A 15,992-nucleotide genomic window follows, 5' to 3' on the forward strand; every position below is an offset into this window, starting at 1 on the left:
GTCGGCAATCAACGCGAAGCCCAGCACGGTGCTCCAAGGAACCGGCACAAAAACGGCCCGGATGGGAAACGGCTCTTACCCCATTTGCAGGACGGACTTACCGCTTACCCCGACCGGGCTTTGCGGGGCTGTCGTCCTCGTCCGGCAGCACGCCATCCTCATCGGGCTCTTCCCCTTCGGCGTCAGGCTCTTCCTCGGCGAGCAGTTGTTCCTCGATCAGGCCTGCATTGGCGCGAACCGCCTTTTCAATCGCGTTGGCCACCTTCGGGTTATCCTTGAGGAAGGTCTTGGCATTCTCGCGCCCCTGACCGATCCGCTCCCCGTCGAAAGAGATCCAGGCGCCGGATTTTTCAACCACCTCGGCCTTCACGCCCAGGTCGATCAGTTCGCCGACCTTGGAAATGCCCTGGCCGTACATGATGTCGAACTCGACCTGCTTGAAGGGCGGCGCCACCTTATTCTTCACCACCTTAACGCGGGTCTGGCTGCCCACCACTTCATCGCGTTCCTTGATCTGGCCGATGCGGCGGATATCGAGGCGAACCGAGGAATAGAACTTCAGCGCATTACCGCCGGTAGTCGTTTCGGGATTGCCGAACATGACGCCGATCTTCATGCGGATCTGGTTGATGAAGATCACCATGCAGCCGGTCTTGGAGATGGAGCCGGTGAGCTTACGCAGCGCCTTGCTCATCAGGCGCGCCTGCATGCCCGGCTGCATGTCGGCCATCTCGCCTTCCAGCTCGGCCTTGGGCGTCAGCGCAGCGACGGAGTCAATGACAAGCACGTCAATCGCGCTGGATCGCACCAGCGTATCGGCGATTTCCAGCGCCTGCTCGCCCGAATCGGGCTGCGAAATCAGCAGATCCTCGACCTTCACGCCCAGCTTGCGCGCATAGACCGGATCAAGTGCGTGCTCAGCATCGACAAAGGCGCACATGCCGCCGCGCTTCTGGCTTTCAGCAATCACGTGCAGCGCCAGCGTGGTCTTGCCCGACGATTCCGGCCCGTAGATCTCAACGATGCGGCCCTTGGGTAGACCGCCGATGCCGAGCGCAATATCGAGCCCCAGCGAGCCGGTTGAAATGGCTTCGACATCAATCGAATGGTCGTTTGCGCCCAGGCGCATGATCGACCCTTTGCCGTGCAGCTTCTCAATTTGTGAGAGCGCAGCTTCGAGCGCTTTCTTCTTGTCCATCCCACCCCCGTCGACGGCCCCGATCTGGCCGGCTTGTCATCCCGTGCGGACCTATATGGCAACACCGCCCCGCACTCAATTTCGACTCAAACGTACCGCTTTTGTTCTCACTTGTCGAGAGTGGTATATCCCGCCACGAGATTTCCCGTCCCAGGCTGGGCCACGCATGCGGATAGCCGGCAACACCAACCTATAGTGGCATCCAACCAACATGCCGCATGGCCACACCGTCGGCGCCGACTGACAGCTAGCCACTTGTTCTGCCTGTGCTGCGTTGCCAAATGGCCGCAAACGGGACAGCGCAGGCGCGCTAGAATGCATGCAGGCTGATATGCCGATTCGGGAGCCGCTGGCGGCGGAACCGGACACGGCAAGGGACAGGGCGTGACGAAGGACGACATCGCCGTTGACGCTACCGCGCCGCAAACGCCGGGCCATGAGCCGACGTCTGCGGCGGCGATGTCCCATGTCGAAAAGCCATCGGCAGCAGTTGGCAGCGACGATGCTGCCAAAGACGGAGCATCCCAAACGGCAAAGGTCGCCGCCGCCATCCTCGCGGAGAGCACCGCACCGAAGCTGGACGCACCCCAACCGACCGAGACGTTAGAGCCGCCGCGTCAGATGGACAGGCCCACGGATGCGGCCGATGCCAATCGGACGACAGCGGATGAGCCTGAGAAGGCAACAGCCACCGAACCACCCGCCGATACGACCCTCATCGGTGCACTCAATGCCGACGAGCGGCTGCGCGCGGATCAGGTCCGCAGCGAACGCACGCTGTGGCTCAGCGCGCTGTTCGTTACGCTCCTTTATGTGTCGCTGTTTGCGGCCCAGTTTCTGAACCTCGGCGGCCTTGCCGGCATCGAGCAGGAACTGGCCGAACAGCAGCGTCAGCGCGAACGGATGGGTCAGGGCGCTGAATCGATCAGCGTCGAGCTGGTGCCGGAACCCGATTTCAACGCCAAAACTGAAAAATGGAACGACGGCGCCAATCAGCCGCCGCTGCCGGTGCCGCCGCAACCGCAGCAACAGCCCACGCCGCCAACACCGCCCATCGAACAGGCGCAGCCGGTAGAAACGCCACCTGAACAGCAGCCGCCGACCGAGGAGCAGCCGGAGGAAAAGGCCGAGAAGGAACCTGAGCAGGAAAAGGAGCCTGAACGGGAAGAGGAGAAGGAACGCGAGGCCGAAAACAAGCAGGAAGAGCCGCGCGAGGCGCAGCGCGAAGAACCCTCGCTGTCGTCTCTTGAGGCAATGCTGGACGCGGCCGCAAACGACCTGTCGGAGCAGGTCACGGCCTATTACGATCGCAAGCCACGCCGTCCCCGCCCGCAGCCGCAACAACAGGCGATGCATTCGGGCGGCGGCATGCAGGTGCGCGGCACCGGTGCCGGCGGCAAATCCGACGCCTTCAACAAAGCCGTGATCGACGCGCTGATGAAAACGCGGCCCGGTCCGTTCGCCATGTGGGGACGTGTGCTGGTCACCTTCCAGATCACCCAGCAGGGAGATCTGCTTTACGTGCGCGTGCTCCATTCCAGCGGCAACAAGGCGCTGGACGATGCGGCGGTCAATGCAATTCACCGCGCCAAGTTCATCAAGCCGCCTGCCGGGCTTTCACCGGACGCGCGCACCTACATCATCGACTACATCTTCGGCTGACGGCGGCCCCTACGCCCGCGCACCAACGCCGCCAGAACAGCGCAGCACACCGGGCAGCACACGCATGCGCAACGCTAGGCTGATGTTGGCCCGTGTCGCCAATGCCACAACCAATTGATCGCGAATCAGACAGAGTGGGGAAACCGGTGGGTATCCTGTTGAAGGACTCTTGAAATGCGCTCAGCTGCCTTTGCGTGCGGACTGTCGATTCTGATGGCCTGCTCCGCGCATGCCGACGGCGTAAGCACAGCCATTTCATCGGCCAAACCCGGCCCATCGGGCTGGCAATTCAATTTCACACCCTACGGCTGGCTGACATGGGTGGACGGCAACGCGACGGTTCGCGGCCGCGACTTTTCCGTGCAGCAGAACCCCGGTCAGGTGTTGAGCGATCTCGAAGGCGTCTGGATGAGCTACATGGAGGCCAAGCGCGGCGCCATCACGCTCTTCTCCGACGTCATCTATGCCGATATCGGCAACAGCAGCTCGTTCGCCCGCTCGCACACATTCACGCCCCACATCAATGGCTCAGTCGGTGGCGCAGTGCGCAGCGACTACAGCTTCTGGATCGTGGAAGCAGGCTTCATGTACGAGACCAACCGTTACAAGTGGGGCAACTCCTCCGCTGAGACGGACACCACGCTCGATCTGCTCATGGGCCTGCGTTACTGGCATCAGGATCTTGACGTAAATCTCTCGCTTGCCGGCAACGCAAACATTGATGGACTGGTTGTATCGGGCGCCGGTGCGTGGGCCCGGTCCGGCAGTGTCAGCTGGGTCGACCTGTTCATGGGCGCGCGCCTGACGCACACGCCGACGCCAGGCCATGAACTGGCGCTGCGAGGTGATTTCGGCGGCTTCGGCTGGGGCAGCCAGTTCACCTGGCAACTCATCGGCACATATAGCGCCTATCTGGGAAGTCACTCCGGCATCGATTTCAACAGCTACGTTGGCTACAAGGCGCTGTCGGTTGATTACGATCAGGGCGTCGGCCATCGCCGCTATGAGTTCGACGTGATCCAGCACGGTCCCGTCATCGGTCTCACCGGCAAATTCTGAGCCTGCCCCTTGTAAGATCGCAACTCTATTTATATTTTTTATCGCCTAATGATCGAAGTCCAGTCTTAGATATTTTGCGCTTCCTGGATCGTTCAGATCCAGCAATGGATTCAGCTGACCGACTGCCATTATTCGACGCATCTTCATTAGAGTTCGCTAGCATTATATTTCGTTTAGTAGATATCATTTGAAACAAGTAATCAGTTGCTGCCACGCGTGGAATCTCAAATCGGGCCAGTTTGCCGAGCTCAGCCACTAGAGCTCGCTCGTCTTTTCTTGCCAACCGCACTCTATTGAATAGTTTATCGGCCTCACGATGATCGATGACGAATGAATGCGAAGGATAATCGTCGGAAAGAGATTTCAGCGCGTTTACTTTAAGATTTTTCCATTTTAAATCCAATCGCATACCATAATCCGTAGCGATCTTCATAGATCTAGCCCGAGCGCCAATCTCCTCTGGATCAATGTTTCCAAAGATCGGTCCATACAGCTTAGTAACGAATTCAGCAGCTGCATGCGTCGCCGAGGCGAATGACAGCAGGCCATTGTTTGCCCGCATATACTCATTGACTATTTCAAAAAACTTATCTAGCGCGCGCTTCTCCAAAGTATCGAGCGATTCTTTTATAACCAACCCCGATTGCATGCTGTCAAAGCGATCTACCTTAGTTAGCTGTATATCGAGCGGGCCCAATTCCCCATATGGCATAAAAACTACTTCATTTGCAGCAATTGCAATTAAGGTTCCCGCACTTTTACATTTCCCCGGAACCAACACAGAGAAGTCTTCGTATTTATCTTGGAAATATCGTCCAATCTTATATGCGACATCCGGGCTGCCGCCCATCGTCACAAGGACAAGCACCGCTTTCTTGTGACCGATGGAAGAGAAAATTATTTCAGCACATTCATAGTCACGATGATGTGCCATACTGCCATTATAGAAATAGACATCTGCATTTAATCGATCCGCCAACGGCTTAACTGCTTCAGCGAGGGGGTCTGGTAGAGATTTCATGAATTCGACCATTTAGAAAAAATAGCCAACTAAATATCAATATTTAATCTGGCACCGCTGCAGTATGCGCAGAGCTTGTGGAGTGAAATCAATGCACGCTACGGCTGTGGGGAAAAATTGAAGTGAGACTGTGGATTTTTAGCTACACTTAGTGGGCGCCCTTCACCGGCACCCAGCCCGGATGATCGAATTCGGTCGGATATTTCTCCAGCACCGCATCAATCTGCATCATGCCGTCCGCCGGATCGGCGCCGGGCTGCTTGCCTTCAACTTCATCGGCGCCGGCTTCAATCTCGGTCAAGCGCTCGCTCAGCCGATCCAGCGCTTCGCCGGAAAGCTTGGTTTGCTTGCGGATCTTGGCGGCCTCGGCGTGCACCTTGCCAGCGAAATCCACCCCCTGCTCCGGCGTCATGCTGCGATGAACAGCCAGCCCATGGTTGGCCTTCACCAGATCGCGGATAGCATCCATACCATCGCGTACCGGCTCATCGGTCGGCAGCGGCGCGATCGCAAAACCGGCGCGGGGTACGATCTTCTGCGTCTGCTGCTCTTGGGCAACGGCTAGCGGCGCCGTCGAAAGAAGCGCGGCGAGCGCCAGGAAAGCAATCCGTCGGGATCTCTGCATGGCATCCAACATAGCACGCCGGAGCCTGTCGTTTCCGATGGAATCGGCAGTCGGCTCCCGCTCATTGGCTGATCGTGCGTCTTATCGGAAATCCGGTCCAGCCTTTTCCCGGCAGCGCGCTGACCATGGTCAGCTTCGGACCCTACCAGTCCGAAGCGTGGCTCATGGGCCATATCATTAGGTTCGCGACAGCTCTTCCTTCACCTTCGCCGCCAACTGCGGCAGCGAGAACGGCTTGGGGAGGAAGGCAAAATCCTCATCGCCCAGCGCCGACTTGAAGGCTTCGTTGGGATATCCCGAAACAAAGATGATCTTCAGTTCGGGGTTGTCCTTGCGCAGTTCCTTCAGCAGCGTCGGGCCGTCCATCTCGGGCATCACAACGTCCGACACCACAATGTCGATCTTGCCCTTGTTGCGCGCCATCACCTCAAGCGCTTCCACACCGCTGCCAGCCTCGAGCACCTTGTAGCCCTGGCGCTTCAGCGCCCGCGCCGCGAAGTTGCGAACAACCTCTTCGTCTTCCACCAGCAGCACACGGCCGGTGCCGGTAAGATCGGTCGCCTTGGGTTCAGGCTTTGAACGCTGCAGCGTCTTCGGAGCGGTATCTTCGTCGGCGTGATAGCGGGGCAGGTAGATGCGGAACGTGGTGCCCTTGCCCGCTTCGCTGTCCGGATAGATGTAGCCACCCGACTGCTTGACCATGCCGTAGACGGAGGCGAGACCCAGGCCCGTGCCCTTGCCAACCGGCTTGGTGGTGAAGAACGGCTCGAAGATCTTCTCCATCACTTCGCGGCTCATACCCTCGCCGGTGTCCGCCACTTCAATGAGCACATACTCGCCGGGCTTGAACTCGCGCAGCTCGAATTTCTGCGTCTCACGCTCGGACACATTGCGCGCGCTGATGGTGATGGTGCCGCCGTTCGGCATCGCGTCCTTGGCGTTGCCCGCAAGGTTGTAGAGCGCCTGCTCGAACTCGTGCCGGTCGACCATCACGTTCCAAAGATCGGGAGCAGATTCGATCTTCAGATCGCACTTTTCGCTGACGATACCCTTGAGCAGGTTGACCTGATCCGTCAGCACTGCACCCAGATTGATGATCTCGTTCTGCAGCGTCTGCTGACGGGCAAGCGCCAGCAGCTTGCGCACCAGTTCGGCCGCGCGGTTCGCGCTCGCCTTGATGCTGGTGATGTCCTTGTAGGCAACATCCTTCGGCCGATGCTGCGCCAGCAGCATGTCGGAGAAGCCAAGGATGGCCGTCAGCATGTTGTTGAAGTCGTGCGCGATGCCACCGGCCAGCTTGCCGACAACTTCCATCTTCTGGCTCTGGGCGTAGCGTGCTTCCAGCGCCTTCTGCTCCGTCGCGTCGACGACGTACAGCAATGCCGCTTCACGCGCGCCGCCATCGGCAAACGGACTCATGAACACGCGGGTCACGTGATCGTTCTTCGGCCCGGCGCTGATCTCGACCGGCGTGTTGTAAATCCGCCCGGAGATAACGCGCTTCAGACCCTCATCGACCGCAGTGCGGGTTTCAGCGTTTGTGGCGCGGGTCAGTGCATCGAGCGCCAGCGTGCCGGTTGCCGCGGCGCCATCCAGCACCATGCGGCAGAACGCGGAGTTGGCGGAGACGATGCGTCCATCCGAGCCGATCATGGCGATGCCAAACGGCGCGGAGCGGAAGAAGCGCGCAAAACGGGCACCGGCCGCAGCTTCGTCCTCAAATTCCGCCGCGCCTTCACCGGCCAGATTCACCGCCGCAATCGTAAGGCATTCATTGTCCGGAGCTGCGCGCGCCACGAGGCGGACCGGCATCAGGTGGCCGTCCTCGCGCACCAGATCGATATCAAGCGGGCGTGGTTCCTCTGCCGCCGCCGAGTTTGCGGTCAGCCGGGCCACCAGCGCCGCGCCATCACCGGCGGTGATGTCAGCCAGCGTCAGGCCGTTGTCTTCAACCGCGCGCTGCGAACGGCCGATCCACCGCGCCAGCGTACCGTTTACGTGCACCAGCTTGCCATCGGCGGCCACCGACGCAAGGCCAACCGGGGCATCGTCAAAGCCAGCCAGTTCGTCTTCAACGCGGGCAACGCGCTGCGCTTCGCGCGCACGGTCGGCGCTGACATCGGTGATGCGCCAGAGAACCGCGCGCTGTCCGCCGTCACGCGCAACCGGGCTGACGGCAAGCTGCAGGGTGCGCAGCTCATGATCGGCGGACGCAATCGTTTCGGCGCTGAGATCCAGCGCGAATTCTTCGCTCAGCGCCTCACCGCGTTCAGCCGCGCGCGTCAGGCGGAACAGCGCCGCGCTTGCAATTGCGTTGCCTGCCAGCTTCTGTTGCAGAGCCAGCCGACCGTCGCGCTCGCCAGCGCCGACGAAGCGATCGAATGCAGGATTGACGTACAGCGGCTCGCCATCATCGCCCGTCACCATCAGGCCCACGGCGGAGCTGTCGGTTGCAGCCTTCACCACATCGGCAACGGCGGTCGGCTGCCCGATGCGGATATATCCGGCGCTATAGGCGAGAAGGAAGAAAAGCCCGAGGGCGGCAAGCGCGACCAGCATGCCCGCGAGCACAGGTGCACCCAGACCGCCAGCGACAACACCCACCGCGAGCAGACCGCCGGCGGCGATCGCACCAATGGTTGTCAGATTGCCGCCCAGTCCCTGCATCGTATTGATGGCGTCGAAGGGCGCGGACGGCAGCTCGATGGCGTCGTGCTCACGCATACGAAGGGAGGCTACCTGATTCTGAGTGGGGGTGGCGTGGGGCGCCTGCATGGCCGCTATACTCTGATACGCATTACACACAAAAAAGCTTCGCGCTGATCACCGAAGGGCCTTGAAAAGCCCTGATTTATTGCTTTGGCAACGTCTCGGATCACTGCGCTTGCCCGGTAAAGAGTTCGATCATTAGGGTTAAGATCGCATGAACCGGCTGCCAAAAGCGCCAGATTTGGAAACAGCACTTCAAATTCTGTCAACGATCTAACCGCGTTATGCGCATCGGATGAGAAATGACTGAACTTCTTTTGCGCGTCCTCGCGTTTGCCCTTCTCGCCGCTGGCGTTGTCGCCGCCGCATGGGTGGTGCGCAAAACCCGCAACCCGCGCTTCTCAGCGCTGTTTGCCGCCAAGCCCACACGCCGCATTGAGATCGTGGAGCAGGCCATCGTTGACCCCAAGCGTCGCCTGATACTCATCCGCCGCGACGGAATAGAACACCTGATAATGACCGGTGGGCCGGTGGACATCGTGATCGAAAGCGGTATCGATGGACCCCAGCCGGGCAGTTCCAGCCTCGCCATCGAACGGGCATCGCAGTCGACGCGCCCGCCCCACCTCCTCGGAGAAGCTGCCGAGTGACCATCCTCCCCCATGTCGTTCATTTCCCGGTCGAGAGAGCTTTGATGCCCTGCCCGCTAGCGAAGCCAGCTCGATCTCAAACGGGCTATCTGCCGTTCGTGCTGTCGTTGGGCATGCTCCTGCTGGCGCTGGCCGCCGGCGTGACCGCACCCTCCGCGCAGGCGCAGACATCCCCTGCCGCCGCAACGAATGCCAACCAGCAGCAGCCCCTCGCTGCACCGACCACACCTGCGTCACCCGCCCAGCCAGCTCAGCAGCCGGAAGCCGCTCCGCCTGCCATCGCCCCTACTCCGGGCGCCGCCCCCGCAGCACCACAGCAGGCCGCGCCAACCGCAAGCCCAGCGGCTCCCGCCGCAGCGTCTCAGGCTCCGGTTGCATCCGATCCAGCGCAGCAGCCGCCACAGGCCCCGGCGCAACCTCAGACACAACCTCAGGCTGGCCCATCTAACGGCCAGCAACAGCCTGCTCCCGGTCCTGGTGGCGAAGCCAACCCTGCCGCAGCCGGCCAGGCTGGGCCGGCACCCGCGCCTACGCAACCGGCGACGCCTGCCGCTGCGCCCGCGGCAGCGCCTGTGCCGGCTCCTGCCGCCGAAGTCGCGCCCCCCCCATCGGTCGAAGAACTTCTGAAGCCTGTTAACGCGCTTTCCGGTGCGATCGATGCCGCTGAGAAAAATCTCGAACAGTCGCCCGGCACCCAGAAAGAACTGGCGACGCTGCGCACGGGCATCGAGAAACTTGAAACCAAGGCGCGTACCTCCGCCGATGCGCTCAAGCCGCGCCTGGAGGAAGTGCGGTCGCAGATCGACAAGCTCGGCAAGGCTCCCGGCGCTGAAGATCCGCCCGAAGCGCCGGACGTTGCCGCCGAGCGCCAGCGTCTCAACGGACTGGCCGCGCAGATCGACGGCGCCATCAAGAAAGCCGCGCTGATCGAGGAGCGCGCCCGCCAGCTCATCAGCCGCGTGCAGAACGCGCGTGCCGGCATCTTCACGCGCTTCCTGTTCAGCCAGACCGACACGCCGCTGCAATGGCGTGTATGGCAACAGGCCGGCAAGCAGCTCCACCTTGCACAACGGCAGCTGGGCTACATCTTCGGCAACTGGTGGGAAGCGGCCAAACTCAGCGCGCTGCCGCTTCTCGGCATCATTGCCGCTGCGGGCGCGCTGTTCGCCGGCCTCTATTTTCTGGCTACGCACACGATCCGTCGCCGCCTCGACCGCGGCGGCAGCTCCAATCCGTCGCTGCCTGAACGCGCAGCCATGGCTTCCTGGGTAACGCTGGCCTATGCGCTGCCACCCATGGCGGCGCTGGCGCTGCTATATGCCGGCCTCGACGAACTGGGACTGCTGTACTGGCAGGTTGCGCGCATCGCGCAGGCGACCGTGCTGCCCATCGTTATCGTCATCGGCGTGCTGTCTCTCGCCCGCGCGCTGCTGCAGCCAAACCGGCCGCGCTGGCGGCTGTTCAACATTTCCGACACCAGCGCCCGCACCGTAAACCTGGCCATTCTGGGCATCGTCAGCGTGTTCGCGCTGGACCATCTGGCCAGCAGCCTGGTGCGGATTCTCTCGCTGCCGCTATCTACCAGCATCGTTTCGGCGTTTATCGCCAGCCTGCTGTACGCGGTGTTCCTGCTGGTCATTGTGCGCACGCCACTCGGCCCACCGAGCAACGCGCCCGGCGCGCCCATCGCCCGCTGGCAACCGATCTGGCTGAAGGTACTGCTGATCGCGCTGGCGGTCGTCCTTATCGGCACGGCGATGCTGGGCTTCGTTTCGCTGGGACGCTACATCACCACGCAGCTTCTCACCACCGGCGCCGGGATACTGCTGACCGGCGTGCTGTATATCGCCATACGATGGCTGGCGCCGGCGCCAAGCGGCGACACGCGCGGCATGAACGAATACATCGGCCAGCGGCTCAATCTGGACGATTTCGGGCGCGGTCAACTCGCACGCATTCAACGTGGCGTGCTCATCATTCTGCTGTTTGGCGCTGCGCTGCCGCTGTTGATGCTCTCGTGGGGCTTCACCGGCGCGGAAATCACAAGCTGGGCCCGCGCGGCCGTGTTCGGTTTCGAAGCCGGCGGATTGCGAATTTCTCTGGCGCGTATTCTGGCGGCCGTGGCCCTGTTCGCCGGCCTGCTGGCGCTAACCCGCATCGTGCAGCGCTGGCTTGCCAAGGAAGCGCTCTCTGAAGGCCGGATCGAAGCGGGGCTGGCCAATTCCATTTACACCGGCGCTGGCTACATTGGTTTTGCCGTCGCGGCGCTGGCGGCAATTTCCTATGCCGGCTTCGATATCACCAGCCTCGCCATCGTCGCCGGTGCGCTCTCTGTCGGTATCGGTTTCGGCCTCCAGTCCATCGTCAACAACTTCGTCTCGGGCCTCATCCTGCTGGTCGAGCGACCGATCAAAGTTGGCGATTGGGTGAAGCTGAAAGAAGGTCAGGGCTACGTGCGCCGCATTGCCGTGCGCGCCACCGAAATCGAAACATTCGATCGCGCCAGCCTCATCGTTCCCAACTCGCAGCTGATCTCGCAGACGGTCGACAACCTCACCCACCGCAACCTGCTTGGCCGGTTGTCGATCAACGTGCGGGTTTCGTACTTCGCCGATCCTGATCACGTTATGCGCGTGTTGCAGCATGTCGCCGAGAAGAGCACGCTTATCCTGCGCCACCCGCCGCCGTTCGTCGTGCTGGAGAACCTGGGCGATAACGGCATGGACTTCAGCCTGCGTGTCTATCTGGCTGACATCAACAAGTCGCTTAGCGCACAGACAGAGCTGCGCGCAGAAATCGTCAAGTCGCTGCGCGCAGAGGGCATCAACATTCCGTTTGCGTCCGCGCTGGCCGGTCATGCCACCATCGACACGCCTGCGGGCCGTACCTTCATCGAGATCGGCGTCGCGCACGACAGCGATCCCGATGAAGTTCTCAAGGCGCTGCGGGAAGCTGCGGTACGCGGCGATGAGGAGTGCAACGACATTCACATCGCCTTCGAAGACATCGGCGAAAACGCACTTATCTTCTCGCTGTCGGTGCCGGTGGCGGAAGGCGTACACGCGGGCGCGGTGCGCAGCGAATTGCGTACGCAGGCCGTCAAATGTCTGCGCGAGCGTGGCATCTCATTGGCCAGCCCGCAGCGTTCGATCCGCCTGCGCGATCTCGACGACCTGCGTTCCGCGATGGCACGGCGCAATGCCGAAAATGCGATGGGCTTTGGCACCGACAAGCCCGATCGCGATTAAGGGAACAGCCCTCGGCTTCGGCGCCAGGCGTGCAGACAACAGTGAAGCACTGACAATCGGGATCAAACGGACATCATGCGCATCGTTCTGGTATTCGCTTTCGCCATGATGGCCGCAATTCCGGCTGCGGGCGCCGCTGAGGTAACGATCCCCGAGCGCTATCACGGTTCATGGCAACCGACAGAGATGGGAAAGCCTGCCGGCTGCGCTGCCAACGACGCCGACATTCGTATTCGCATCAACACGAACACGGTGGACCTGCACGAAGGTCAGTGCATCCTGCACGAGGCAGCGGCGCAGGATGATGGTTCGGTGCAAGTTCGCAGCGATTGCGGGCAGGAAGATTCGGCCTGGACTGCGGACGAGCAGTGGTCGCTCGCGCCGGATGGCAGCGAAAGCTATCTCGTCATTGCAGGCCGCTCGGCATCAACGGGCGATTACCGTTACGTCTATGGTCGCTGCGCCGGATAAGCGCGCGGCCGCCGCGCCTGCACCACTTCCGCAGCTCGCGCGCAGAAGCTCACCGCCTTGTATGCGGCACCCTCAGGCCTGCTGTCCCCTAAGTCGCGCTTCGGCGCGAGCCCGGCCAATCAACGGCAACAGCGCCTTTAGTTCCGGACCATCGTTGCGCCCCGTCAACGCCATGCGCAACGGATGGAACAATCCGCGCCCCTTGCGTCCACTGGCGGCCTTCACCTTGGCGATCCAGTCATCCCAGGTTGTATCGCACCACGGTTCAGCGGGCAGCAGTCCGGCAGCGATGTCGGTCAGCTCCCGGTCTTCGATCACCGGATCGACCCTGTCGGCCACAACGCGCCACCAGATCGCGGCGTCGGCAAGCACACTGATGTTGCCGCGCACGGCCAGCCAGAACGCCGCGTCACCGCCCACACCAAGATCTGCCAGCTGGGCGGCAACCTCATCGTAGGGCGTTGCGTGCAGCAGCCGCGCGTTGAGGCTTTTCAACTCTTCCGGATCGAAGCGTGCGGGAGCAGTGGAAATCTTTGAGAATGCAAACCGCGCAGCCAGATCATCGATGTCCGCCACCGCCTCGATCGCATCGGATGTGCCGATCAACGCCGTATAGCTGGATACCGCCATCGGCTCGATGCCGTCTTCGCGCAGACTTTCGATCGACAGCGCACCAAGCCGTTTGGACAACGCAGCTCCGTCCGCGCCGACCAGCAGGCTGTGATGCCCGAACGCCGGCGGTACCGCTCCCAGCGCCTCGAACAACTGCAACTGCACACCCGTGTTGGTGACGTGATCTTCGCCACGGATGATGTGCGTAATCCCGAACTCGGCGTCATCAATAACGCTGGTGAAGGTGTAGAGGAAGCTGCCATCGGCGCGGATCACCACCGGATCGGACAATGAACCGACATCAACGGTCTGGTCGCCGCGAATAAGATCGTTCCACGATACGATTGTGGGTAGCGGCGTCAGGCTGCCATTTTCACTGTTATCCAGCCGAAAGCGCCAGTGCGGCCGCCGCCCCTCAGCCTCAAGGGTGGCTCGCTCCTCGGGTGTTATCTTCAAGCCCGCGCGATCATAAATCGGCGGCATGCCGCGCGCCCGCTGACGCTTGCGCTTGCGGTCAAGTTCGTCCTCAGTCTCGTAACAGGCGTAAAGCCTGCCCTGCGCCTTCAGCGCCTCAGCCGCCGCCGCATAGCGATCCGTGCGGTCGGACTGTCGCTTCTCCTCGTCCCAGCGCAGGCCGAGCCAGTTGAGATCGACCCTGATGCCGTCAGCAAATTCCGCTGTGGAGCGCTGCAGGTCGGTGTCGTCCATGCGCAGCATGAACGTGCCGCCGGAGTTGCGGGCGAACAGCCAGTTGAGCAAGGCGGTGCGCACATTGCCAACATGCAGGCGCCCGGTGGGGCTCGGCGCGAAGCGGACTTTGACGGACATGGCGGATTACAATCGATGAGGTTGGGGCGACGAGGTTGCCGACTACGAGGTTGCAGGGCGAAGCCGATCATAGCATTGGCGCCCCTATAGTGGTGTCGAAAGCATCCGTCAAAAGAAGGCTGTTTTTCTCCAAACAGCGCGGTCCGCCCCATGCGAAGTGTAGCCAGAACGCGGCCCAGAAAGCGGCAAGGCCGGAGCTAATGAGCCCCGGCCCACTTCAAGACGTTACGGAAGCACTGCTGGCACGCAGCTTACCGCATCGGCTCCTTAAACGCGCTTACCAGTCGACCTGCGCACGGGCACCGAAGCCCTTGATCGTTGCACCATCGTTGACGTTGGTGGCACCAACGTTGCCGCCGGTGATGTCAGACTGGTTGTAGTTGAACATCAGGCGCGCATGGTTGTTCAGATGCCAGTTCACGCCCAGCTGCCAGGTGTTCTGGTTGCCGCACATCGTGCAGGTGGCAATCAGGCTGGCATTGTCGTTGAGGTCGATGACGTCATAGCGTGCAAGCAACTGCCAAGCACCGTGGCCACCCTCAAACACCGGGTTGAGAACCTTCACGCGCTGGAACGCACCGTCCTTGTACGGACGCGTCTCACCGGTCAGGAACCAGCTACCTTCAATATACCAGCCGCGATAGGTAGAATCGACGCCGTTAAACAGCGGCGATACATCGGCGTGCAGCTGCGTGTATTCACCCTGGATCGACCACGGGCCATGCACGTAGGCCGCTTCAATGCCCCAGAAGTTATCCTGATCGAAGATCTGCGGCGTTGAAACGAAGCGGTTGGCAAGATGCAGGTCTGCACCGCGAGCGCGGTAGCGGAAGAACTGATCGTTGTTGGGGTTGATGTTCGTGCGGTTCTCAGTGGCACCTTCACGATAACGCCAGCTACCACCGAAGTGCAGCACGCGGCCTTCTTCGTTGATCGGCGCGAAGGTCAAACGGGCGGAACCCGTCTTCACGTCACGCATGAAGGTTTCTTCGGTGCCGGTGGTCGGTCCGAACAGACCGGCCGACAGCGTGTAATGCTTGTCCGTCAGCAGCAGGCCGATACCGATCTGGCGGTCAATACCGAACGCTTCGACGAACGAGGCGCGCTCCAGGAACTCGATGTAGTTCGAGCTCGTCAGATGCTCAAGCGAGTTGAAGGTCTTGAAGTTACCTACCTGGATAGCGAAGTGCTTGCCCCAGCCGGTATACTTGAAATAGGCGTCCTTCATCGAAACGGCGTCGTTGGCGAAGTCCGCTTCGAGGATGTAGTCGACGTCACCCCACACCGTGCCTTGAACGCCAAGGCGTGCACGGCGCAGTTCCATAGCGCTGACGCTGGGGCTGCCGGTGATCGCGCGATCCTGATTGATCGCGTTGTAATCGGTCTGCAAACGACCGCGCACCTTCATCTTGAAGTTGCCGTCCTTGCTGGAAAGCTCCGGAGCGCCGTTCCACTTCACCTTCAGGTCGTTGTCTTTCTTAGCGGCCTTCTTCGCCTCAGCCACCTCACGCTGCAGTTCGCGGATCTGCGCCTGCATCGTTTCAAGATCAGCTTCCACGCGGTGGATGCCATCTGCCTGTGCGCCAATGCTGGTTGACATCAGCGCTGCGAAAACGCCGCCAACAAATACATTCCGTCCGGAATTAGATTTCCAGTTCACCTTCGCTCTCCATATGTGCCCGTTGTCGGGCATTCGCCTTGAGTGCGCGGAGAGGACGTGACTCATAATACAGCTATGTGTCAGTGGACCGTGGCGGAGCGTGCTCTTTTTGCAATGCGAATCAATTGGTTGCCCTACAGCAAAACAACGCGCATTGGGTCGCACAGTGGATAGGACTGTGGAAATCCCGTGGAGCAATCCGCACGGCCAAGCAACACAAAAAAGCCCCGGAGTCGTCAGCGGTGACGG

Annotated in this window: 11 protein-coding genes; 5 read left to right on the forward strand and 6 right to left on the reverse strand. The window is 61.1% G+C overall.

Going from position 1 to position 15,992, the window contains the following annotated elements:
• Positions 1-97 precede the first annotated feature (97 nt).
• Positions 98-1,198: a recombinase RecA gene (gene recA, locus C6Y62_RS10520; protein ID WP_068464594.1), complete on the reverse strand. Its 1,101-nt coding sequence runs from the start codon at positions 1,196-1,198 to the stop codon at positions 98-100.
• A gap of 384 nt (positions 1,199-1,582) precedes the next feature.
• Between recA and C6Y62_RS16745 the strand changes: the two genes are divergently transcribed.
• Both C6Y62_RS16745 and C6Y62_RS10530 read left to right on the forward strand, forming a co-directional pair.
• Complete coding sequence (locus C6Y62_RS16745) at positions 1,583-2,860, forward strand: TonB family protein (protein WP_173953866.1); 1,278 nt, start codon at positions 1,583-1,585, stop codon at positions 2,858-2,860.
• 174 nt (positions 2,861-3,034) lie between these two features.
• Positions 3,035-3,919: a hypothetical protein gene (locus tag C6Y62_RS10530; RefSeq protein ID WP_068464600.1), complete on the forward strand. Its 885-nt coding sequence runs from the start codon at positions 3,035-3,037 to the stop codon at positions 3,917-3,919.
• A 25-nt stretch (positions 3,920-3,944) separates the two neighbouring features.
• On the opposite strand, the gene C6Y62_RS10535 is transcribed toward C6Y62_RS10530, so the two are convergent.
• The 3 genes from C6Y62_RS10535 to C6Y62_RS10545 all read right to left on the reverse strand — a co-directional run bounded on the left by C6Y62_RS10535 (position 3,945) and on the right by C6Y62_RS10545 (position 8,289).
• Positions 3,945-4,952 (reverse strand): SDH family Clp fold serine proteinase, encoded by a 1,008-nt coding sequence (locus C6Y62_RS10535; protein WP_173953867.1) that lies wholly within the window; start codon positions 4,950-4,952, stop codon positions 3,945-3,947.
• A gap of 136 nt (positions 4,953-5,088) precedes the next feature.
• A complete protein-coding gene (locus C6Y62_RS10540; RefSeq protein WP_173953868.1) occupies positions 5,089-5,565 on the reverse strand; it encodes a hypothetical protein in 477 nt (158 codons plus the stop codon).
• A gap of 177 nt (positions 5,566-5,742) precedes the next feature.
• Positions 5,743-8,289 (reverse strand): hybrid sensor histidine kinase/response regulator, encoded by a 2,547-nt coding sequence (locus C6Y62_RS10545; protein WP_246274565.1) that lies wholly within the window; start codon positions 8,287-8,289, stop codon positions 5,743-5,745.
• A gap of 287 nt (positions 8,290-8,576) precedes the next feature.
• Between C6Y62_RS10545 and C6Y62_RS10550 the strand changes: the two genes are divergently transcribed.
• The 3 genes from C6Y62_RS10550 to C6Y62_RS10560 all read left to right on the forward strand — a co-directional run bounded on the left by C6Y62_RS10550 (position 8,577) and on the right by C6Y62_RS10560 (position 12,643).
• Positions 8,577-8,924 (forward strand): flagellar biosynthetic protein FliO, encoded by a 348-nt coding sequence (locus tag C6Y62_RS10550; protein ID WP_173953870.1) that lies wholly within the window; start codon positions 8,577-8,579, stop codon positions 8,922-8,924.
• 44 nt (positions 8,925-8,968) lie between these two features.
• Complete coding sequence (locus tag C6Y62_RS10555) at positions 8,969-12,172, forward strand: DUF3772 domain-containing protein (protein WP_173953871.1); 3,204 nt, start codon at positions 8,969-8,971, stop codon at positions 12,170-12,172.
• A gap of 75 nt (positions 12,173-12,247) precedes the next feature.
• A complete protein-coding gene (locus C6Y62_RS10560; protein WP_173953872.1) occupies positions 12,248-12,643 on the forward strand; it encodes a hypothetical protein in 396 nt (131 codons plus the stop codon).
• Positions 12,644-12,715: 72 nt separating this feature from the next.
• Here C6Y62_RS10560 and gltX read toward each other — a convergent pair whose 3' ends face one another.
• Both gltX and C6Y62_RS10570 read right to left on the reverse strand, forming a co-directional pair.
• Entirely contained in the window at positions 12,716-14,083 is a 1,368-nt protein-coding gene (gltX, locus tag C6Y62_RS10565) for a glutamate--tRNA ligase (protein ID WP_173953873.1), read from the reverse strand.
• 277 nt (positions 14,084-14,360) lie between these two features.
• A complete protein-coding gene (locus C6Y62_RS10570; RefSeq protein WP_173953874.1) occupies positions 14,361-15,743 on the reverse strand; it encodes a porin in 1,383 nt (460 codons plus the stop codon).
• Positions 15,744-15,992 lie beyond the last annotated feature (249 nt).

Source organism: Hyphomicrobium sulfonivorans, from assembly GCF_013306565.1.
GTDB lineage: Bacteria > Pseudomonadota > Alphaproteobacteria > Rhizobiales > Hyphomicrobiaceae > Hyphomicrobium_A > Hyphomicrobium_A sulfonivorans.

Coding starts and splice junctions, on each gene's coding strand:
- gltX (WP_173953873.1), bottom strand. CDS start 14,083: ATGTCCGTCAAAGTCCGCTTCGCGCCGAGCCCCACCGGGCGCCTGCAT.
- C6Y62_RS10530 (WP_068464600.1), top strand. CDS start 3,035: ATGCGCTCAGCTGCCTTTGCGTGCGGACTGTCGATTCTGATGGCCTGC.
- C6Y62_RS10555 (WP_173953871.1), top strand. CDS start 8,969: ATGCCCTGCCCGCTAGCGAAGCCAGCTCGATCTCAAACGGGCTATCTG.
- C6Y62_RS10545 (WP_246274565.1), bottom strand. CDS start 8,289: ATGCGTGAGCACGACGCCATCGAGCTGCCGTCCGCGCCCTTCGACGCC.
- recA (WP_068464594.1), bottom strand. CDS start 1,198: ATGGACAAGAAGAAAGCGCTCGAAGCTGCGCTCTCACAAATTGAGAAG.
- C6Y62_RS10550 (WP_173953870.1), top strand. CDS start 8,577: ATGACTGAACTTCTTTTGCGCGTCCTCGCGTTTGCCCTTCTCGCCGCT.
- C6Y62_RS10560 (WP_173953872.1), top strand. CDS start 12,248: ATGCGCATCGTTCTGGTATTCGCTTTCGCCATGATGGCCGCAATTCCG.
- C6Y62_RS10535 (WP_173953867.1), bottom strand. CDS start 4,952: ATGGTCGAATTCATGAAATCTCTACCAGACCCCCTCGCTGAAGCAGTT.
- C6Y62_RS10540 (WP_173953868.1), bottom strand. CDS start 5,565: ATGCAGAGATCCCGACGGATTGCTTTCCTGGCGCTCGCCGCGCTTCTT.